Below are 20,579 nucleotides of genomic sequence, written 5' to 3'. Positions count from 1 at the left end.
CACGTAGGCTGCCCGTGTCCGGCCCGGCGGCAACACGCTCTCTGCCCTCAATGGCAGCCAAACCCCAGATCTAGTGGTTAGATGGGTGTCAGCAGCCCACAAGTTGTGGTCCCCCTTCCTCTCAGCGGAAGGGCATCCCATATGCTCGGGGTCTGCTCCGGCGGGCCGCGGGGGGTCGCCGGACCGACGTGCCGTGCGCGAGAAGGGGAGGGTGGAGAACGATGCACTGCCCCTTCTGCAGGCACCCCGACAGCCGGGTCGTCGACAGCCGCACCACCGACGACGGCGCCGCAATCCGCCGCCGCCGGCAGTGCCCCGACTGCTCGCGCCGCTTCACCACGGTGGAGACCGCGTCCCTGATGGTCATCAAGCGCAGCGGGGTCACCGAGCCCTTCAGCCGCGCCAAGGTGATCACGGGCGTCCGCAAGGCCTGCCAGGGCCGCCCCGTCACCGAGGACGCGCTGGCCCAGCTCGGCCAGCGGGTCGAGGAGGCGATCCGGGCCACCGGCAGCGCCGAGGTCTCCAGCCACGACGTCGGGCTCGCCATACTGGGCCCGCTGCAGGACCTCGATCTCGTCGCCTACCTGCGCTTCGCCTCCGTCTACCGCGCCTTCGACTCCCTCGAGGACTTCGAGGACGCGATCACACAGTTGCGGACCGCGGACAGGCCCCCCGCCGACACCGGCGGCCCGGAAGGACAGCACGGCCAGGCCCCACCTCCCGCGCCGGGCGACCCCGGCGCGCCCGGCCCCGGCCGCAGTCCCGGCCGCGGCGGGGACCCCGGAGTCCCGTCACCCGGCAGAGCGGCCGGCTGACGCCCCTCGCGGGCCCCGTCATCCACACCCGGCCGGTGCGCGGCGCAGCGCGCCGTCCGCCTGCGGAACAAGCAGATCAAGAACAGGAATCGTGCCCGGGAAGATGCGGGCACATCAGGGCGTTCACGCCCGTATAGGGAGGCGGCATGACAGAGACGACGAGCGGCCCGGCGCGCGGATCCCGCAAGGGCGGCGCCAAGGGGAACAAGGGCCTGCGCATCGAGCGAATCCACACCACCCCCGGCACGCACCCGTACGACGAGGTGGAGTGGGCACGCCGTGACGTCGTCATGACCAACTGGCGCGACGGTTCGGTCAACTTCGAGCAGCGCGGCGTGGAGTTTCCCGAGTTCTGGGAGGCCAACGCCGTCAACATCGTCACGAGCAAGTACTTCCGCGGTGCGGTGGGCACCCCGAAGCGGGAGACGAGCCTCAAGCAGGTCGTCGACCGGATCGTGAAGACGTACCGCAAGGCAGGCGAGGACCACGGGTACTTCGCGTCGCCGGCGGACGCCGAGATCTTCGAGCACGAGCTGACGTACGCCCTGCTGCACCAGATCTTCAGCTTCAACTCGCCGGTGTGGTTCAACGTCGGCACCCCGCAGCCGCAGCAGGTCAGCGCCTGCTTCATCCTCTCCGTCGACGACTCCATGGAGTCGATCCTCGACTGGTACAAGGAAGAGGGGATGATCTTCAAGGGCGGCTCCGGCGCCGGGCTCAACCTCTCCCGTATCCGCTCCAGCAAGGAGCTGCTCTCCTCCGGCGGCAACGCCTCGGGACCCGTCTCGTTCATGCGCGGTGCCGACGCCTCCGCCGGCACCATCAAGTCCGGCGGCGCCACCCGGCGTGCGGCGAAGATGGTCGTGCTCGACGTCGACCACCCCGACATCGAGGCGTTCATCGAGACGAAGGTCAAGGAAGAGGAGAAGATCCGCGCCCTGCGCGACGCGGGCTTCGACATGGACCTCGGCGGCGACGACATCACCTCCGTGCAGTACCAGAACGCCAACAACTCCGTGCGCGTCACCGACGACTTCATGAAGGCCGTCGAGAACGACGCGCAGTTCGGCCTGCGCGCCCGTATGACCGGCGAGGTCATCGAGGAGATCGGCGCGAAGAAGCTGTTCCGGCAGATGGCCGAGGCCGCCTGGGCCTGCGCCGACCCCGGCATCCAGTACGACGACACCATCAACCACTGGCACACCGCGCCGGAGTCGGGCCGTATCTCCGCCTCCAACCCGTGCAGCGAGTACATGCACCTGGACAACACCTCGTGCAACCTCGCCTCGCTGAACCTGATGAAGTTCCTCAGGCAGGACGCCGACGGCCGGCAGAGCTTCGAGGTCGAGCGCTTCGCCAAGGTCGTCGAGCTGGTCATCACGGCGATGGACATCTCCATCTCCTTCGCCGACTTCCCCACCCAGAAGATCGCCGAGAACACCCGCGCCTTCCGCCAGCTCGGCATCGGCTACGCCAACCTCGGCGCCCTGCTCATGGCCACGGGCCACGCCTACGACTCCGACGGCGGCCGCGCCCTCGCCGGAGCCATCACCTCCCTGATGACCGGCACCGCCTACAAGCGCTCCGCGCACCTGGCCGCCGCCGTCGGCGCGTACGACGGCTACGCCCGCAACGCCACCGCGCACAAGCGCGTCATGCAGCAGCACGCGGAGGCCAACGGCGCGGCCAAGCGCATGGACGACCTGGACACGCCCGTGTGGGCCGCCGCCACTGAGGCCTGGCAGGACGTGGTCCGCCTCGGCGACAAGCACGGCTACCGCAACGCCCAGGCGTCGGTGCTCGCCCCGACGGGGACCATCGGCCTGGCGATGTCGTGCGACACGACGGGCATCGAGCCGGACCTGGCGCTGGTGAAGTTCAAGAAGCTGGTCGGCGGCGGCTCGATGCAGATCGTCAACCAGACGGTGCCGATGGCGCTGAAGCGGCTGGGGTACCAGGAGGAGCAGATCGAGGCCGTCGTCGCGCACATCGCCGAGCACGGCAGCGTCATCGACGCCCCCGGGCTGCGGCAGGAGCACTACGAGATCTTCGACTGCGCCATGGGCGACAGGGCCATCTCCCCGATGGGGCACGTCCGGATGATGGCCGCCACGCAGCCCTTCCTCTCGGGCGCGATCTCCAAGACCGTGAACATGCCGGAGAAGGCCACGGTCGAGGAGATCGAGGAGGTCTACTACGAGGGCTGGAAGCTGGGGCTCAAGGCACTCGCCATCTACCGCGACAACTGCAAGGTCGGCCAGCCGCTGTCGGCGAAGAAGAAGGAGGCCGACAAGGCCGCCGAGAAGGCGGAGGGGACGATCCGCGACGCCGTCGAGAAGGTCGTCGAGTACCGCCCGGTGCGCCGCCGCCTCCCCAAGGGCCGTCCGGGCATCACCACCTCCTTCACGGTCGGCGGCGCCGAGGGCTACATGACCGCCAACTCCTACCCGGACGACGGGCTGGGCGAGGTCTTCCTGAAGATGTCCAAGCAGGGCTCGACCCTCGCGGGCATGATGGACGCCTTCTCGATCGCGGTCTCCGTGGGCCTGCAGTACGGGGTGCCGCTGGAGACGTACGTCTCGAAGTTCACGAACATGCGCTTCGAGCCGGCGGGCATGACGGACGACCCGGACGTGCGGATGGCGCAGTCGATCGTCGACTACATCTTCCGCCGCCTGGCGCTGGACTTCCTGCCGTTCGAGACCCGTTCGGCGCTGGGCATCCACTCCGCGGAGGAGCGCGAGCGGCACCTGGAGACCGGTTCGTACGAGCCGACGGACGAGGAACTGGACGTCGAGGGCCTGGCCCAGTCCGCGCCCCGCCAGCCGGCGCCCCTCCCGGCGGCCCCGCCGGTGACGATCGAGCAGGCCAAGCCCGCCCCGCAGGAGGCGCACACCTCCGCGGAGCTGGTGGAGATGCAGCTCGGCATCCAGGCGGACGCGCCGCTGTGCTTCTCGTGCGGCACGAAGATGCAGCGGGCCGGAAGCTGCTACATCTGCGAGGGCTGCGGCTCGACCAGCGGCTGCAGCTAGGGCGCCCAGGGCCCGCGTCCCGGCGACGGACGACGTGAGCCCCGCACCCGACTGACCGCGTGTCCCGGAGGGGACCGGCCACCGGCCGGTCCCCTCCGGACTTCGGTGGCGGAACGAGGCGTGCGGTCTCCGCATCACGGGCACGCGGGACGAGAGTTGGCCGGACAAGGGGCGGGCCCGTAGCGTTTGGGCTCATGACACTGCAGAAGATGTTCGACAACCCCGCCGCCGTCCCCCCGCCCGCCGGCCACTTCTCCCACGTCGTACGCCTCGGCCTCGGCGGCGACGACGCGCTGCTGTTCCTGTCCGGGCAGCTCGCGCTGGACGCCGACGGCCGGGTCGTCGGCCCCGGGGACATGCGCGCGCAGGCCCGGCACGTCATGGAGAGCCTGCAGGCGATCCTCGCCGCGCACGGCGCCACCTTCGCGGACGTGGTGAACATCCGCTCGTTCGTCACCGACATGAGCCGGCTCGACGCCTATGCGGAGGTACGCCGGGGTTACTTCCCCGGCCCGCCGCCCTCCAGCACCACCGTCGAGGTCTCCCGGCTCGCCCGGGACGGGGCGGTGCTGGAGGTCGAGGTCGTCGCGGCGGTGAGCGGCGGTCAGGGGGCGTGAACTGCCGCTCGCACGCCGGTGATCGCCGCTGACCCAGGCCGTACGATGGCGCGGTGCTGGTCAAGTGGATTCGCTGCACCGTGGTGGACCGCCGGGGTTTCGAGCGGGGGCAGCGAAGGTGGGCGGGGCTGCCCGGTGAACCGGGCTTTCTCGGGCAGGGCGGGGGCTGGAGCCGGGCTCGCGAAGGCGTGGTGCACCTCGTCGCCTTCTGGGAGAGCAGGGCACTGTACGACTCGTTCATGGCGCGCTCCCACGACCGGCTCGCGGCGGCCCAGCTCGGCACGTTCCGGGACATGCGGGTGCGGCTCTTCGAGCGCCGGATGGACGTGAAGGTGGGCTTCGAGCCGCAGTTCGACGGCGCCGACGTGTTGCGGCTCGCGCACTGCCGGGTGCGCGAGGAGCGGGTGGAGCACTTCACGCTGATGCAGGAGAAGGTGTGGAATCCGGCGATGGCGGGGTCGCCGGGGATGCTGCGGGGGGTGCTGGGGCAGTCGGGGGAGGGGGAGTTCCTGGTGCTGTCGCTGTGGTCGTCGACGGCGGAGCACGGCAAGTACCGCGTGGAGCGGGTGGAGCGGCTGGCGCTGCGCGCGCAGACCGCGGCGGACGTGGCGGCGCTGGCGGGGGACGTGGTGGATCTGGAGGCGTCCTGGACCGTCTGACCGGGCGCCCGGCCGCTACGCTGTGCCCGAGATGACACCGGACCCCGCTTCCGCCCCGCCGCCGGACCCGTTCCCCTCTCCGGACACGGCCCAGGAACCGGCACCGGACACGGCCGCGGCGGCCGGCCCGGGCCGGGGTCCGATCGTGCCCGACGGCCCGGGCGCGCGCGGGCCCGACGCGCGCCTTGCGCGCGCCCTCGCGAGCCTGCGCGGGCTGGCCGTCGGCGACGCGCTCGGCGCCGCGTACTCCGCGCCCGGCAGCTTTCCGCTCCTGGCCCGGCGCGAGCTGCCGCCCGCGCCGTGGCGGTGGACCGACGACACCGAGATGGCGTCGTCGGTGGTGGCGGTGCTCGCCGAGTACGGCCGCGTCGAACAGGACGCGCTGGCGGCGTCGTTCGCCGGCCGGCAGAACGCCGGCGGGTCCCGCGGCTACGGGCGCGCGGTGAACCGGATCCTGCGCCAGGTGCGCGACGGCGAGGACTGGCGCCGCCTGGCCGCCGCCCTCTTCGACGGGCAGGGCTCGTGGGGCAACGGCGCGGCGATGCGGGTGGCGCCGCTGGGTGCCTGGTACGCGGAGGACGTCCAGGAGGCGGTGCGGCAGGCGGAGGTCTCCTCGTACGTCACCCACCAGCACCGCGAAGCGGTCACCGGCTGCATGGCGGTCGCCGCGGCGGCTGCACTGGCCGCCGACCGGCCGGACGGCACGCCGGGCCCGGCGGGCGGCGCTCCCGGGGCGGCCGCCGGCGCCGCGCTGCTCGACCAGGTGATCGCGCTCGTGCCGCGCAGCGCCGTCGCCCAGGGGCTGCGACGGGCGCGGGACATGCTCGACTACGACGACGTCGCCACCGTGGCCGCCGTGCTGGGCAACGGCCGTCGCACCAGCGCGCACGACACCGTGCCGTTCGCCCTCTGGTCGGCGGCCCGGCACCTCGGCGACTTCACGGGCGCCTTCTGGGACACGGCGCAGGCGGGCGGGGACGTGGACACGACGTGCGCGATCGTCGGCGGCGTGCTCGCGGGCGCGGCGGCCGGGGCGCCGCCCGCGGCGTGGGTACGGAACGTGGAGCCGCTGCCGGAGTGGGTTCCCGCGGTCGCGGACTTCTGACGAAGCCGGGCCGCGAAACCCTCGGCACCCGCAGCCTGCGGCACTGCGGCGGCTGCCGCCGCGTACAGGTGGAATACCCGGTGGCCCCGCCCCGCTACCGGCGGGGCCACCGGCTCGTGAGGGCGCCGCGTCAGGCGACGCCCGGTCCCGCCGTGCCGGACAGCGCTTCGAGATCGCTCTTGCGCACCTTGATCGCCACCACGGCGACGACCACGGAGAGGACCACCATGACCGTGGCCGCGACGAACCCCATCGACATGCCCTCCGCGAGCACCTTCTGCCCCCACGGCGGGGGCAGCTCGCCGGTCTTCTCGAAGATCGCCTGCTGATCCGGCGTGGCCTCCGCCATGAACGCCGGAATCTGCTTCTCCGCCTCGTCCCTGCTGGCGGTCCCGAACACCGTGGTCAGGATGGACAGGCCGAGCGAACCGCCCACCTGCTGGGTGGCGTTGAGCAGACCGGAGGCGGCGCCCGCCTCGTGCTGCGAGACGCCGGAGACGGCGGTGATGGTGAGCGTCACGAAGTTCATGCCCATGCCGAAGCCGAAGACGACCTCGGGCCCCAGCACCCCGCCCAGGAACGTGCTGTCGGTGTCCAGGAACACCAGCCACCCCATGCCGACCGCGGTGATGATCGAGCCGCCGACCATGAACGGCTTGGGCCCGAACCTCGGCAGGAGCGTCTGCGCGAGGCCCGCGCTGACGACGATCGCCACGGTGATCGGCAGGAACGCCACGCCCGCCTTGATCGGGCTGTAGTCGAGGACGTTCTGCACGAACAGCACGAGGTAGAAGAAGATACCGAACATGGCGGCGGACAGGCTCAGCATGATGATGTACGTGCCCGAGCGGTTGCGGTCGGCGAACATCTTCAGCGGCGTGATCGGGTCCCTCGCGCCGCGCTCGACGAAGACGAACGCCACGAGCAGGACCGCGGCCGCCAGGAACGAGCCGATGGTCAGGCTGTCCCGCCAGCCGTCCTCGGCGGCACGGATGAATCCGTAGACGAGGGCCGCCATGCCGACGGTCGACGTCAGCGCGCCGGATATGTCGAAGCGTCCGGGGTGCCGCTCCGACTCGTTGATGTACAACGGGACGGCGGCGATGATCAGCACGCCGATGGGCACGTTGACGAAGAGCACCCAGCGCCAGTCGAGCCACTCGGTCAGCATGCCGCCGGCCAGCAGGCCGATGGCGCCGCCGCCCGCGGAGACCGCCGCGAACACCCCGAACGCCCTGTTGCGCTCCGGGCCCTCGGGGAACGTGGTGGTGACGAGCGCGAGCGAGGTGGGCGAGGCGATCGCACCGCCGACGCCCTGCAGCGCGCGGGCCAGGAGCAACTGCCAGGGCTCCTGCGCGAAACCGCCGAGCAGCGAGGCGACGATGAAGAGCGCGATGCCGAAGGTGAAGACGCGGCGCCGGCCGAGGATGTCCCCGGCCCGGCCGCCGAGGAGCAGCAGACCGCCGAAGGTCAGGGTGTAGGCGCTGACCACCCAGGTCAGTCCGGTGGTGGAGAAGTCCAGGTCGTTCTGGATGTGCGGGAGGGCGATGTTCACGATCGTCGCGTCGAGCACGACCATCAGTTGACAGGCCGCGATGATGACGAGCGCCATGTTGCGCTGGTCACCACGGGGAGCCTTGCCCGCCTCCCGCTTGTTAGCCAGTTGAGAGGTTGTCACCATGTTCCCCATACATGTGAAATAGTGAACGGTAGCGTTCACTGATGGAGTGAGCGTAGGCGTCCCCGAGAGGGAACGCAAGCGTTCTCTATGACCGCCGACGGAGAGACCGATATGGGTAGTTCGCGCCGGACCGCTCCCGGAGCGTGCACCGAAACCAGCCAGGGCCAGGGCGGCGGCGTGCGCCGCCGCGGTGACGTACTCGAACGCGCCATCCTGGACGCCGCCCTCGAACAGCTCGGCGTCGCCGGCTGGAAGGGGCTGACCATCGAGGGCGTCGCCGCCCGCGCACAGACGGGGAAGGCGGCCGTGTACCGGCGGTGGTCGTCGAAGTCGGCGCTGGTCGAGGACGCGCTGCGCGCCGGGGTGCCGCCGATGGAGACGCAGCCCGACCGCGGCAGCCTGCGGGCCGACCTCACCGAGTTCTGCCGGGCGATGCGCGACCGGATGTACTCCAGCGGCGGTCAGGCCCTGCGCGCCGTGCTCGACGAGTGCGACCGCGAGCAGGCGGAGCAGTTCCACGAGGTGGTCATGGGGCAGATCATCGAACCGGGCAAGGAGCTCATCGCGGAGCTGCTGCGCCGGGGCGTCGAGCGGGGGGACGTGCGGCCGGAGGTCAACGGGGACCTGGTGCTCGACGTGCTGCCGGCGATGATGATGTACCGGCACAAGACCACCGGGCGGGACCTCAGCGAGAAGGACATGGACGAGATGGTCGATCAGGTGATGGTGCCGCTGCTGCAGGCCGACTGACGCTCCGCGAGCCCGGGTTCGCGGGTGTGCGCGAACGGGGGGCGCGCGGGCGCACGGCGGGTGGGCGTGAGGCGCCGGGTGGCCGGGTCGTAAGGTGGAATTGTGAGTCCCTACGAGCCGCCCACCCACCGCGTCGAGCGCTCGCTCCGCGCCACCACGGGCGCGAAGGTCGTCGCGGGCGTCGACGAGGTCGGCCGTGGTGCGTGGGCCGGGCCCCTCACCGTGTGCGCGGCCGTCACCGGACTGCGCCGCGCGCCCGAAGGGCTCACCGACTCCAAGCTGTTGACCGTCAAGCGGCGCGAGGAGCTGGCCGGCGAGCTGACGGGGTGGGTCACCGCGCACGCGCTGGGCCACGCCTCGTCGCAGGAGATCGACGAGCTGGGCATGACGGCGTGCCTGCGGCTGGCCGCGGGCCGGGCGCTGGAGGCGCTGCCGGTACGGCCGGACGCGGTCATCCTCGACGGCAAGCACGACTACCTCGGGTCGCCCTGGCGGGTCCGTACCGTGATCAAGGGCGATCAGTCGTGCGTCGCGGTCGCCGCCGCGTCCGTGCTCGCCAAGGTCCACCGGGATGCCCGGATGGCCGAACTGGGCGCCGAGCGGGCCGAGTACGAGCCGTACGCGTTCGGCGACAACGCCGGCTATCCGTCGCCCGTGCACCGCGATGCTCTCCGGGAGTACGGGCCCACCGGCCACCACCGGGTCTCGTGGGCGTACATGGACGCGCTGGCCAAGTGGCAGCACCTGAAGCGGCCCCGGCTCGCCCCCGAGGCGGCGGAGCTGGAGGCGGCCGGGCAACTGGGGCTGGACATCTGACCTGCGCGGCCCGGGGGTTGGGCCGGCCGCCCGCCGCGGGCGGGGCGTGCCGAGCGCGGCGCCTCCTTCAGTGGCCCACCCGCTGATGTGCTTGTCACGGCAGTTTGATAGACATGCGCCCATGCCTCTCCCTGCCGAGGACTCTCCCACTCAGGAGAGCGTCCCGGGCCGCAGTGCGTCCCCTCGTCCCATCCCAGGCCCCCGACCAGTCCGGCCGCGCGGCGGCTCCCGTTCCGGCCCCGGCGGCCGCGGTCCCGGCGCCACCGCTCCCGGCGCCCGTCCCGCACCCGCCGGCGGGCAGGGCAGGCCCGCCGCCGGGCCGCAGCTCCAACTGATCCCCGCGACGCCCGACGGCGCCGTCGACGCCGCCGACGAAGCCGTCGACCTGCTGCTGGAGTCCGGCCGCGCGCCGGCCGAGATCCTGGTCCTCACCACCGGCGAGCCGCACCCGTGGGCGGCGCACGAGTTGTCGTTCGGCGAGGACGGCTACTGGGCGCAGGAAGCCGCCGGCGACGACGTCTTCTACGCCGCCGCCGCTGCCGCGGAGCGGCTGGCCCGGCGGCCGGTGGTCGTCGTCGCCGTCAACGGCGGTGGCGACCGGGCGACGGCCGAGGCGCTGCCGGCGGCGATGACGCGCGCGGCGGCGCTGCTGATCCTCTGCGGGGACGCGGACTACATCAACGGCGTCCTGGGCGTCTCGGCCTGAGGACCGCGCCGCGCCCGCGGGTGCGGCGCGGGCGGCTCAGACGGCCCACGAAACGCCCGGCTCCCCGTCCGCCTGCCGCGGTGCCGCCTCAGGCGGTTGCAGCGCCCGCGGTCCCGGGTCCGTACCGATCTGCGCCGCGGGCACGTCCGCGGCGATCTCCGCGTCCGCCGCCGGCCCGTCCGCGTACGGCCGCCGGCCGCCGCGGCCCTCGCCGAGCACCTGCCAGCCGCCGCCGGTGAGCGTGATGTACGCGCCGCAGCGCAGTCCGTGCAGGGTGCAGGCGTCCCGCAGCCCCCACATCCACGCCCCGTCCTCCTCCGTCCAGCCCGCGTCCCCGGCGCGGCAGTAGAGCAGCACGGCCGTACGGACCGGAAAGCGGCGGCGCAGGTCGTGCGGGATGACCCGGCGGAGCCGGGCCAGCAGCGCGTTGCGCAGGTCCCAGCCGTCCGCGGCGGCCTCCGGGCGGCCCGCCTCGCGGCGCGCCAGCGACGCGCTCGCCAGCAGCCGCTCGTCGGGACCCACCACGGCGACCACCGCCGTCTGCGGGGGCGGCCGGTGGCGGGCGTGCAGGCCGGTGACGATCTCGCGGGGGTTGCGCAGGAGGGGGATGCCGGCCGCCGCCCACTCGGCGGGTTCGAGGATGCGGCCGGACGGGCCGGTGTCGCCGGTGGCGGGGCCGAAGACCAAGGGCCCTCCCGGGGCTGGGGGCTTACGGAACGTACGGCGGGGGCGAACGGGCGTGAGCGCGCAGCGTCGAGCAGCCCGGGGGACCGGGCCGGCGCTGGGAGCGAAGCTCAATTCTCCCCGCCGAACTGGCCTGCGGCAATGCGGCATTGTCGACAGATCGCTGTTCTCGGCCGCAGGCCGCCGCGGTACGGGGCCTTCGGGCCGCGTTCCGGCCGCCGCGGGGCCCGTGTCCCGCCGCTGTCCGCCGCGTCCGGCCATGCGCCGGCAGCGGTCACCGTGCGTGAGGTGGCTGACTGTCAGTGCCATCGGGTTGCATGGGGGCATGGACGATCAGGAGCTGCGCGCCGAAGCCGACGCCGTTCTCGCCGGGCTCGTCGGCGACCCCGGCGGCCCGGCCCGGCTGCGGGAGGACCAGTGGCAGGCCGTGGCGGCCCTGGTGCGCGAGCGCCGCCGCGCGCTGGTGGTGCAGCGCACCGGCTGGGGCAAGTCGGCGGTGTACTTCGTGGCCACGGCGCTGCTGCGGCGCCGCGGCGCGGGACCGACGGTGATCGTGTCGCCGCTGCTGGCGCTCATGCGCAACCAGGTCGAGGCCGCGGCGCGGGCCGGCATCCGGGCCCGTACGATCAACTCGGCCAACCCCGAGGAGTGGGGCGCCATCCACGAGGAGGTCGAGCGCGGGGAGACCGACGTGCTCCTCGTCAGCCCCGAGCGGCTGAACTCCGTGGACTTCCGCGACCGGCTGCTGCCCGAGCTGGCCGCCACGACCGGCCTGCTCGTCGTCGACGAGGCGCACTGCATCTCCGACTGGGGCCACGACTTCCGCCCCGACTACCGGCGGCTGCGCGCCATGCTCGCCGACCTGCCCGAAGGCGTGCCGGTGCTGGCGACCACCGCGACCGCGAACGCGCGCGTGACCGCCGACGTCGCCGAGCAGCTCGGCACCGGCGGCGGCGAGGCCCTGGTGCTGCGCGGCCCGCTGGACCGCGAGAGCCTGCGGCTCGGCGTGGTCCGGCTGCCCGACGCGGCGCACCGCCTGGCCTGGCTCGCCGAGCACCTGGGCGAGCTGCCGGGCTCCGGGATCGTCTACGCCCTGACCGTCGCCGCCGCCGAGGAGGCCGCCGCCTTCCTGCGGCAGCGCGGCTTCCCCGTGGCCTCGTACACGGGCCGTACGGAGAACGCCGACCGGCTGCAGGCGGAGGAGGACCTGCTGGCGAACCGGGTCAAGGCGCTGGTCGCGACGTCCGCGCTGGGCATGGGCTTCGACAAGCCGGACCTGGGTTTCGTCGTCCACCTCGGCTCGCCGTCCTCGCCGATCGCGTACTACCAGCAGGTGGGCCGCGCCGGCCGCGGCGTCGACCACGCCGACGTACTGCTGCTCCCGGGCCGGGAGGACGAGGCCATCTGGCGCTACTTCGCCGACACCGCCTTCCCGCCGGAAGCGCAGGTCCGCCAGACCCTCGCCGCGCTCGCGGACGCCGGGCGCCCGCTGTCCGTCCCGGCCCTGGAGGCGGCCGTCGACCTCAGGCGCACGCGGCTGGAGACGATGCTGAAGGTGCTCGACGTCGACGGGGCGGTCCGGCGGGTCAAGGGCGGCTGGACGGCCACCGGCCGCGACTGGGAGTACGACACCGAGCGGTACGCGTGGGTGGCGCGCCAGCGTGCCGCGGAACAGCAGGCCATGCGCGACTACGTGAGCACGGCGGGCTGCCGCATGGAGTTCCTGCGCGGGCAGTTGGACGACGAGGGGGCGGCCCCGTGCGGGCGCTGCGACAACTGCGCCGGCGCGTGGATCGACGCGGGCGTCTCGGCGGAAGCGCTGACGGGGGCGGAGAAGGAGCTGGACCGGCCCGGGACCGAGGTCGAGCCGCGCCGCATGTGGCCGACCGGCATGGCCGCGCTGGGCATCGACCTCAAGGGCCGTATCCCGGCCGGCGAGCAGTGCGCCACCGGCCGCGCCCTGGGACGCCTCTCCGACATCGGGTGGGGCAACAGGCTGCGGCCGCTGCTCGCGCTGCACACGCCCGACGCGCCCGTGCCGGACGACGTGCTGGGGGCCGCGGTCGGCGTCCTCGCCGACTGGGCGCGCTCCCCGGGCGGCTGGGCGTCGGGCGGGGCGGAGGCCACGGCGCGGCCGGCGGGCGTCGTCGCCGTGCCGTCCGCGGCCCGGCCGCTGCTGGTCGGCTCGCTCGCCCGGGGCATCGCGACCGTCGGCCGCCTGCCGTACCTCGGCGCGTTGTCGTACGCGGGCCCGGACGGCGGCCCTCCGGTGCGCCGCAGCAACTCCGCGCAGCGGCTCGCCACGCTGACCGGCGCCCTCGTCGTCTCCGACGACCTCGCCGCCGCCCTGGCGGGCACCCCGGGCCCGGTGCTGCTGGTCGACGACTACACCGACTCGGGCTGGACCCTCGCCGTCGCCGCCCGCCTGCTGCGCCGGGCGGGCGCCGAGGGAGTGCTGCCGCTGGTCCTCGCGGCCGGCGGCTGAGGGGGTGCGAGCGGCCGTCCGGGCCGCGCGGCGCCCTACGGCTTGCGCAGCAGGTAGACGAAGTAGCCGAGGTGGTCGCGGACGAACGCGCGGAACAGCGGGATCGACGCGTCCATCGCCGCGGTCGTCTCGGGCCCGTAGCGCTCCAGGATCTCGTCGTGATGGTCCCGGTAGAGAACGGTCATGACCTCGCCGTTCATGATGACATCGTGCGTCTGGTTCTCCAGCCGTACGAGCTCGAAGCCCGCCTCGTACGCGAGCCGCAGCCCCTCCGCCAGCGGCAGCGGCGGCGGCGACGTCCACACCTCCCGGAACGTCTCCAACTGCGCGCGCGGCGGGTCGCCGCGGCGGGTGAACTCCGTCATCAGAAACCGCCCGCCGCGCGGCAGCACGCGCCACACCTGACGCAGTCCGCGCAGCCGGTCGGCGATGTGGGCGAAGGAGTCGATGGCCCAGGCCGCGTCGAACGACTCGTCCTCGTAGGGGAGTTCCAGCGCGTCGGCGAGCGTGAACGACACGCGGTCGGTGAGCGACGCCGCGGCGGCCCGCTCCCGGGAGCGGGCGACCTGCGTCTCGCTGACGGTGATGCCCGTGACCCGCGCGCCGGTGCGCTCGGCCAGCCGCACGGCGGGACCGCCGGTGCCGCTGCCGACGTCGAGCACGTGGTCGGTCGAGCCCGGCGCCAGGGCGGCGATGTAGTAGTCCGTCTGCCGGTCCATGGCCCGGTCGGCCAGCTCGCCGAGCGTCGTCGCGGGAAGGCCCGTGCCGTCGGCCGACCAGCGGCCCACGTGGATCGCGGAGGTGCCCTGAGTCAGGTCGTACAACGGGCCGAACCGGTCGTAGGCCGAACCGACCTCTTCGGGTGACGGGGGAGTGAGACCGCTGTCGCTGTCGTGCGCGTCCGGTGCCATGCGCGTTGCCCCTTCGTGTCGGCGGACGTCGCCTGCCTCGCGTCACCGTAGAAGCCGGCCGCGGCGACACGCCCGGACCGATCCGGTCAACTCCCGGATTGGCTGGATTTCCCGGGTTCGGGGTTTATGGCATGGCCCGGTCAGGGGTTATCCACAGGGGTCGCGGATCCCGCGGAGACACGAAACCCTCCTGCCATGACATCGCACAACGAAACGCAGGTCGTGCTGCGCAGCCCGGCGGAGCTGGCGGACGCGCTGCCGTACCTGATGGGCTTCCACCCGGACGACAGCGTCGTCCTCGCCGCGCTGCACGGCGAGCGGGGGCGCTTCGGCGGGCGCCTTCGGCTCGGCATCCCGCCGGACCGCGACGGCTGGCCGGACGTGGCCGCGCAGCTCGCGGAGTGCCTCGTGGAGGGCAGCGCGAAGCGGGGCGACAAGCCGGACGGCATCGTCGTCTTCCTCTGCCAGGACCCCGGCGCGGGTGAGCAGCCGCGGGAGGTGATGGAGCGGCTGCGGTCGCTCGCCCAGGGACTCCGCGTGGCCTGCGGACGGCTCGAGGTGCCGGTCGTGGAGGCGTTGTGCATCTCCGCCGGGCGCTTCTGGTCCTACCTCTGCCCGGACGAGCGCTGCTGCCCCCCGGAGGGCACGGAGCTGGTCGCACCCGGCAGCTCCGCCATGGCCGCCGCGGCGGCATACGCGGGGGTGCAGCGGCCCGGGTCCCTGCGTGCGCTGGAGAGCAGGCTCGCGCCCCGGCACCCGGACGTGGACCGGCAGACGCGGGCGCTCGACGCGGCCGGCGGCTCGCTCGTGCCGCGCATCCTGGAGCACGCCGGCCGCGACACCGTGCGCGAGGCGACCCTGGCGCTGACCGACCGGCTCATCGCCCGGCTCACCGGGGCTCCGCCGCCCGCGGGGGAGGCGGCGGCGGACACCGACGCGCGAGACGACGCGCTGCTCACCGACGACGAGTGCGCGGCCCTCATCGTCGGGCTGCAGGACCGGCTCACCCGCGACCGCGCCGCCGAGCGGATGGAGGACACGGAGGCGACGGGCGCGCTGCGGCTGTGGCGGGCGCTGGCCCGCCGCTGCGTCGGAGCGTATGTGGAGCACGCCGCGGCGCCGCTGACGCTCGCCGGCTGGGTGGCCTGGTCGAGCGGCGACGAGGCGGCGGCCCGGGTCGCGTTCGGCCGCGCCCTGGAGTCCGACCCGGAGTACCTGTTCGCGCGGCTCCTCCACCAGGCGGTCAACGAGGGGCTGGACCCGGAGCCGCTGCGGCGGTCCCTGCGCCGTCAGCGCCGCGCCCAGGATGCCGCCTCGCCGGCGTCGGCGGAGCCGCGGTCCCTGCCGTCCCCGGCGGCGGAGTCCGGGGCACGGGCGCGACCGCTGTGCCTGCCGCCCGCCCGGCCGTCGACCCGCGGCTCCCGCCGCCCGCCCGGCCGCCGCACGTCGCGTCGCACCGCCCGGCGCCGCGACGTGCGGAGCAAGGAGGAGCGATGACGGCAACGGCATGAGAACGGCGTGAGAGGGGCGGTGTGGGTCGGCCGGCCCGCCGGCGGCGCGAGCCGGAGGGGCCGGTGGGCGTTCCGACGGCGGCGGCCGGCCGGCGAGTCCCTCGCCGCAGGGGTCGGCCGGCCCGGTCTCGCCGTCGTCGAAGAGGCCACCCCGGCCCTCGACTCGGCTCCTGAAACCCCGTCCCCGGGCCCTCCGGCCCCTCTCCGCACGAAGTCCTGATTATCGTCAGGCAGACGACTAAGATCCCCGCCATGCCCCCCTACGAGCCGTCGGCGTACCCGCCGTTCGCCGTCACCGTCGACCTGGTCGTGCTCACCGTGCGCCGGCACGCCCTGAGCGCCCTGATCGTCCGCCGCGGCGAGGCCCCCTTTCAGGGCCGGTGGGCGCTGCCCGGCGGCTTCGTACGCGAGGAAGAGGACCTGGCCGAGGCGGCGGCCCGCGAACTCGCGGAGGAGACCGGCCTGCACGCCCACGGCCCGGTGGAGGAGGACACTCCCGCGCACGCCGCCCACCTCGAACAGCTCGCCACCTACGGCGATCCCAAGCGCGACCCGCGGATGCGCGTGGTGAGCGTCGCCCACCTCGTGCTGGCCCCGGACCTGCCCGCGCCGCGCCCCGGCGGTGACGTCGGCGGCGCGCGCTGGGCTCCGGTCGGGAGCCTCGTCGGTCCGTCCGACGACGAGGAGCACCCGCCGCTGGCCTTCGACCACCGCCGGATCCTGGCCGACGGCGTGGAGCGGGCCCGGTCGAAGATCGAGTACTCGTCGCTGGCCACGGCGTTCTGTCCGCAGGAGTTCACGGTCGGGGAGCTGCGCCGGGTGTACGAGGCGGTGTGGGGCGTCGCCCTGGACCCGCGCAACTTCCACCGCAAGGTCACCGGCACCCCCGGCTTCCTGCTGCCCACCGGCGGCACCACCACCCGCCAGGGCGGCCGTCCCGCGCAGCTCTTCCAGGCCGGCGGCGCCACGATCCTCAATCCGCCGATGCTGCGCCCCGAGGTCTGACCTCCGGGCCTTCCCGCCTCCGGGTTGTGCCTTCCGGGCATACGAGTCGTACGAGCACACATCCGTGACGCCGCACCGCGCCCCGGCGTGAAATCCCCCTCCCGGCGCGCCCTCTGCGCAATCATCCCTATATGTCGGATATCAACCGATTTTGGGAGGCGCGGTGATCCAGGCCATCGGACTCACGAGCAGGCCCCGCGGCGGCCGTCCGCCGGCCGTGCGCGACCTCACGTTCGAGGCCGACGCGGGCACCGTCACCGCGCTGCTCGGCGAGCCCGGTGCGGGCAAGACCGCCGCGCTGCGCCTCATGCTCCAGTTGGACGGCGGGCGCGGCATCGCGCTCTACGACGGCCGCCCGCTGAGCCGGCTGCCCGCCCCCGCCCGCGAGGTCGGCGCCGTGCTCGGCGATGTCTCCGGCCACCCCGCCCGCACCGTGCTCGCCCACCTGCGCATGCTCGCCGCGGCCGTGGGCGTTCCCGCGGCCCGCGCCGACGCCCTGCTCACGCACGTCGGCCTCGACGCGCTCGCCGACGACCGGCTCGACGCCCTGTCCCTCAGCATGGACCGCCGGCTCGGACTCGCCACCGCGCTCCTCGGCCAGCCGCACTCCCTCCTGCTCGACGACCCCGTCCGCGATCTGCCGCGCCGCGAGGCCGCGTTCTACTACGCGCTGCTGCGCGAACTGGCCGCCGCCGGCGTCTGCGTCGTGCTCGCCACCGCCCAGCCGCGCGTCGCCGCCCGCTTCGCCGACCGGGTGCTGACGCTGCGCGCCGGCCGGCTCGTCGCCGACGAGGAGGCCGACGAGTTCGCCCGGCTGCGGCTGCGCCCCTGCGTCATCATCAGGACGCCGCAGTCCGAGCGGTTCGCCAGCTATCTGACACGGCAGGCGAGCACGCCGGAACGGCGCATCGAGGTGGTACGCCGCGACGGCGGCGCCCTGGCCGTCTACGGGACCGACAGCGCGGCCGTCGGCGAGCTCGCCTACCGCAACGGCATCCTGCTCCACCAACTCACCGACTCCTCAAACGAGTCCGTCCTCACGGCCACCCCCGCCACCGCCGCCCCAGCCGCCGCCACCACCGGTGCCGCCGTCCGCACCGCCCCCGCGAACGCCCGTACCGCCACGGCAACCCTGGAACCCGGCACCGGCACCGGCTCCGGAGCCGGCCCCGGCGCCGAGCCCGCGAACGCCGGCGACACCCCGCCCGCCGGGACCCTCATCCCCGCCCCCCTCGCCGGCCCGGACGACGCACCCGACAGCGCACCCGACGACGCTCCCCTCGCCGGCCCGCTCCGCCACCGCTGGCTGTCCGGCCCCGCCCACCCCCTGCGCTACGAGCTGCGCCGCGCCGCCTCCGGCTCCCGCCTGCCCCGCGTCGCCGCCGCCGGTACCCTCGCCGCCTCCGTCGCCGGCGCCGCCCTCCTCGCGCACTCCGCGGGCGGCTCCGCCGTCTCCGACGCCTCCGCCGTCCGCATGCTCACCGGCTGGGCGCCGGTCCTCCCGCTGCCGCCCGCCGCGATCGGCGCCGGGCTGCTCGGCGCGCACGCCTTCGGCCAGGAGTTCAGCTTCCCCTCGCTCACCCCGGCCGTCGGCGCCGCGCCGCGCCGCCTCGGCCTGCTCTTCGCCAAGCTCGCCGTGAGTACGGGCGTGGCGCTGCTGCTCTTCGTCGCGGTGCTGCTCGCCGACGCCACCGCGCTGCTCGTGCTCTTCGGCGACGTCGTGGACATGCCCGCGGACGGCGGCCCGCAACTGCTGAGCTGGGCCGGCGTGACGGTGGGCTGCGCGTGGACCGGGGTGCTGGCCGCCGGGCTGTTCACGTCGGCGTCGCTGGGGCTGGCCGCCGTCCTCACCGTGCCCGTCGCCGTCGCCCCGGGCATCCACGCGCTCGCCGGCACCGGCGCCGTGCGCCGCCTCGGAGAACTCCCGCTGCAGCTCATGCGCGTGCTGCACATCCCGCGGCCGGGCGGCGGACCGGACCTCGGCGGCGTGTTCGCCGTGCCCGCCCAACCCTTCGGGCACGCACTCGTGTTGTCGCTCGGCGCCCTCCTCGGCGCGTACGTCCTGACCGCGGGCCGTGCCCGTTCCCGGGGGCGCGTGCTGGAGCGGAGCGGGTGTCCGAGTTTCGTACGGAGGGTTTTCAACTTGCCTGGTGATTAGCCGGTTTCCCACCGTTTTGATGGCGGCCGGGCGTCAATGAAGGGACGCTGGGCGATCACCCTTTCGTGTGCTTTTCACCAAAGCCCTCAAGGCGGCCGGGACGTCCGCCGACAAAGGTTTCGTGAGTACCCTTGCGCAGACCATGATGACGGCCCGTTCCTCCGACTCCGGCTTCGCCGGCCACGGGGATCTGGACCGCTACCCGTACGCGGACGGCCCCGCGGCCGCCGCCCCCGCCGCTCCCGTCCCCCCGGCCGCCCCCGGCCCCGCCACCCCGCCGCCCGCCCCGGCGCCGCCCGCGTGGGAGGCCGGGGAGCCGGAGATCGGCCGCGTCGGCCGCCGCGCGGCCACCAGCCGGGGCCGTGGCCTCCACGGCCAACTCGTCCAACAGCTCGGCCAGATGATCGTCTCCGGCGATCTGGGCGCCGACCGTCCGCTCGTGCCCGAGGAGATCGGGCAGCGCTTCGAGGTCTCCCGCACCGTGGTGCGCGAGTCCCTGCGCGTGCTGGAGGCCAAGGGCCTCGTCAGCGCCCGCCCCAACGTCGGCACCCGGGTCCGCCCGGTCAGCGACTGGAACCTCCTCGACCCGGACATCATCGAGTGGCGGGCCTTCGGCCCGCAGCGCGAGGACCAGCGCCGGGAGCTGTGCGAGCTGCGCTGGACGATCGAGCCGCTGGCCGCCAGGCTCGCGGCCGGACACGGCCGCGGCGCCGTCCAGCAGCGGCTGACCGACATGGCCGAGATCATGAGCCACGCGCTGGTGCAGGGCGACACGGTCACGTTCGCCCGCGCCGACGCCGAGTTCCACGCGCTGGTGCTGCAGGTCGCGGGAAACCGGATGCTGGAGCACCTGGCCGGCGTGGTCACGGCCGCGCTGCAGGTCTCCGGCGGCCCCGCCGGCGGCTGCGACCGCCCGAGCGAGACCTCCGTCACCCACCACGTGCACATCGTGGAGGCGCTGGGCAGCGGCGACGGCGCGGCCGCCGAGGCGGCCATGCGGCAGTTGCTCGGCGTGCACACCGAGATCGGCGCGAGCGACCGCGTCGTGCCGGCGCCCCGCGAGCACTGACGCGGGGCACGGGCACGAGGCCCGGCCCCGCGCGTCCCGCCGGTACGGCACCGACACCGCCGCCGGCCCCGCCCGGGGACGGCGGCGCCGTGCTCCGCCGGCCCCGGGCCGGCCCGGCCGACCGCCGGGCGGGCCCGGGACGGGCCGGGACGACCCGGGCGTACGCGCCGGGCAGCCGCCCCGGCACGTACCGTGACGCTCCGGCCCTGCACGGACGGACCACCCGTCGAAGGTCCTCGGAGGTCCCTCGGAAATCCCCCGGACACCACCCGGACGCCCTCCCGGAGACCCCGGCCCCCTCGATTCACCCGCCTGGGCGCCCCGCCGGCGGCACCCTGCCCCACCGGCCCCGTGCGCCCCGCGCACCCCGGCGCACGACCGCCGGACAGCAGGCGTACGGCGTGCTCCGCCCTGGCGCCCATGCGCCCTCCGGGCGTCCGGAGGGGCGGGTACCTGCCGGGCGGCCTTCGTGCCGCCGGGCAGGTGGCGGTAGATTGTGACCTGGGCCACGTGGATTGGGCGTAACGCTGTGCGGGAAGGCGCGATGACCTAAGAGGTGGTGGCGCACGTGTCGC

The 20,579-nt window shown here is 74.3% G+C and carries 16 protein-coding genes; 13 read left to right on the top strand and 3 right to left on the bottom strand.

The window, feature by feature from the left end; all coding sequences use genetic code 11:
- The first annotated feature begins 221 nt into the window (after positions 1–221).
- From nrdR to O7599_RS08980, 5 genes are all read left to right on the top strand, one after another.
- Positions 222–815 (top strand): transcriptional regulator NrdR, encoded by a 594-nt coding sequence (gene nrdR / locus O7599_RS09000; protein ID WP_281621603.1) that lies wholly within the window; start codon positions 222–224, stop codon positions 813–815.
- A gap of 146 nt (positions 816–961) precedes the next feature.
- On the top strand, positions 962–3,847 hold the full coding sequence (locus O7599_RS08995; protein WP_281621602.1) for a vitamin B12-dependent ribonucleotide reductase: 2,886 nt from the start codon (positions 962–964) through the stop codon (positions 3,845–3,847).
- A 194-nt stretch (positions 3,848–4,041) separates the two neighbouring features.
- Complete coding sequence (locus O7599_RS08990; RefSeq protein ID WP_281621601.1) at positions 4,042–4,464, top strand: RidA family protein; 423 nt, start codon at positions 4,042–4,044, stop codon at positions 4,462–4,464.
- 53 nt (positions 4,465–4,517) lie between these two features.
- A complete protein-coding gene (locus O7599_RS08985) occupies positions 4,518–5,123 on the top strand; it encodes a YdbC family protein (RefSeq protein ID WP_281621600.1) in 606 nt (201 codons plus the stop codon).
- Between the two features lie 22 nt (positions 5,124–5,145).
- Positions 5,146–6,228 (top strand): ADP-ribosylglycohydrolase family protein, encoded by a 1,083-nt coding sequence (locus O7599_RS08980; RefSeq protein WP_281621599.1) that lies wholly within the window; start codon positions 5,146–5,148, stop codon positions 6,226–6,228.
- A gap of 130 nt (positions 6,229–6,358) precedes the next feature.
- On the opposite strand, the gene O7599_RS08975 is transcribed toward O7599_RS08980, so the two are convergent.
- Positions 6,359–7,906 carry an MFS transporter gene (locus O7599_RS08975; RefSeq protein WP_281623320.1) on the bottom strand — a complete coding sequence of 516 codons (1,548 nt, stop codon included), beginning with the start codon at positions 7,904–7,906 and terminating at the stop codon, positions 6,359–6,361.
- Between the two features lie 114 nt (positions 7,907–8,020).
- Here O7599_RS08975 and O7599_RS08970 point away from each other — a divergent pair, with 114 nt between their 5' ends.
- The 3 genes from O7599_RS08970 to O7599_RS08960 all read left to right on the top strand — a co-directional run bounded on the left by O7599_RS08970 (position 8,021) and on the right by O7599_RS08960 (position 10,181).
- Positions 8,021–8,659 (top strand): TetR/AcrR family transcriptional regulator, encoded by a 639-nt coding sequence (locus O7599_RS08970; RefSeq protein WP_281621598.1) that lies wholly within the window; start codon positions 8,021–8,023, stop codon positions 8,657–8,659.
- Between the two features lie 102 nt (positions 8,660–8,761).
- A complete protein-coding gene (locus O7599_RS08965; RefSeq protein ID WP_281621597.1) occupies positions 8,762–9,475 on the top strand; it encodes a ribonuclease HII in 714 nt (237 codons plus the stop codon).
- 121 nt (positions 9,476–9,596) lie between these two features.
- The gene (locus O7599_RS08960) at positions 9,597–10,181 is read left to right on the top strand and encodes a hypothetical protein (RefSeq protein ID WP_281621596.1); all 585 of its coding nucleotides are present in this window, start codon (positions 9,597–9,599) and stop codon (positions 10,179–10,181) included.
- 36 nt (positions 10,182–10,217) lie between these two features.
- Here the strand turns inward: O7599_RS08960 and O7599_RS08955 are convergent, their stop codons facing one another.
- A complete protein-coding gene (locus tag O7599_RS08955; RefSeq protein WP_281621595.1) occupies positions 10,218–10,868 on the bottom strand; it encodes a hypothetical protein in 651 nt (216 codons plus the stop codon).
- A gap of 322 nt (positions 10,869–11,190) precedes the next feature.
- Between O7599_RS08955 and O7599_RS08950 the strand changes: the two genes are divergently transcribed.
- Entirely contained in the window at positions 11,191–13,350 is a 2,160-nt protein-coding gene (locus O7599_RS08950; protein WP_281621594.1) for a DEAD/DEAH box helicase, read from the top strand.
- Positions 13,351–13,385: 35 nt separating this feature from the next.
- Here the strand turns inward: O7599_RS08950 and O7599_RS08945 are convergent, their stop codons facing one another.
- Entirely contained in the window at positions 13,386–14,261 is an 876-nt protein-coding gene (locus O7599_RS08945; RefSeq protein WP_281621593.1) for a methyltransferase domain-containing protein, read from the bottom strand.
- A gap of 195 nt (positions 14,262–14,456) precedes the next feature.
- On the opposite strand from O7599_RS08945, the gene O7599_RS08940 reads away from it, so the two are divergent.
- The 4 genes from O7599_RS08940 to O7599_RS08925 all read left to right on the top strand — a co-directional run bounded on the left by O7599_RS08940 (position 14,457) and on the right by O7599_RS08925 (position 20,004).
- On the top strand, positions 14,457–15,758 hold the full coding sequence (locus tag O7599_RS08940) for a DUF4192 domain-containing protein (protein WP_281621592.1): 1,302 nt from the start codon (positions 14,457–14,459) through the stop codon (positions 15,756–15,758).
- Positions 15,759–16,024: 266 nt separating this feature from the next.
- A complete protein-coding gene (locus O7599_RS08935) occupies positions 16,025–16,777 on the top strand; it encodes an NUDIX domain-containing protein (protein ID WP_281621591.1) in 753 nt (250 codons plus the stop codon).
- A gap of 163 nt (positions 16,778–16,940) precedes the next feature.
- Positions 16,941–18,935: an ABC transporter ATP-binding protein gene (locus tag O7599_RS08930; protein WP_281621590.1), complete on the top strand. Its 1,995-nt coding sequence runs from the start codon at positions 16,941–16,943 to the stop codon at positions 18,933–18,935.
- A gap of 67 nt (positions 18,936–19,002) precedes the next feature.
- Positions 19,003–20,004, top strand: coding sequence for a FadR/GntR family transcriptional regulator (locus O7599_RS08925; RefSeq protein ID WP_281621589.1), 1,002 nt, complete (start codon positions 19,003–19,005; stop codon positions 20,002–20,004).
- Positions 20,005–20,579: the final 575 nt, after the last annotated feature.

The sequence above is a fragment of the Streptomyces sp. WMMC500 genome (assembly GCF_027497195.1).
GTDB lineage: Bacteria > Actinomycetota > Actinomycetes > Streptomycetales > Streptomycetaceae > Streptomyces.
The sequence above is the reverse complement of the archived record's forward strand: the minus strand, read 5'-3'. Positions and strand labels throughout refer to the sequence as shown.